Annotated in this window: 1 protein-coding gene; it reads right to left on the reverse strand. The window is 62.9% G+C overall.

What is annotated here, in order from left to right; genetic code table 11:
• Positions 1-237: integrase catalytic domain-containing protein (locus tag AC0L15_RS33315; protein ID WP_473498441.1), on the reverse strand; the 237-nt coding region annotated here is incomplete at both ends.

Below are 237 nucleotides of genomic sequence, written 5' to 3' on the forward strand. Positions count from 1 at the left end.
ATTCGGGATTGGGCTTGCGCCAGATCGCCTGCCGCAAGGCGAGCGCCGTGTTGAGGGCACTGGGGGCATCGAGGCTGAGGAAGTAACCGGCGATGGCTCGGCTGTGATCGTCAACGATGACGGTCAGCCAAGGACGCACCGGGGTTCCGGCATCATCGAGCACGAGAATGTCGAGAACGGTATGATCGGCCTGCCACATCTCGTTCGAGGTCGCGGCTTCGCGCCGATGCACTAGCT

It is taken from the genome of Mesorhizobium sp. WSM4846 (assembly GCF_055811415.1).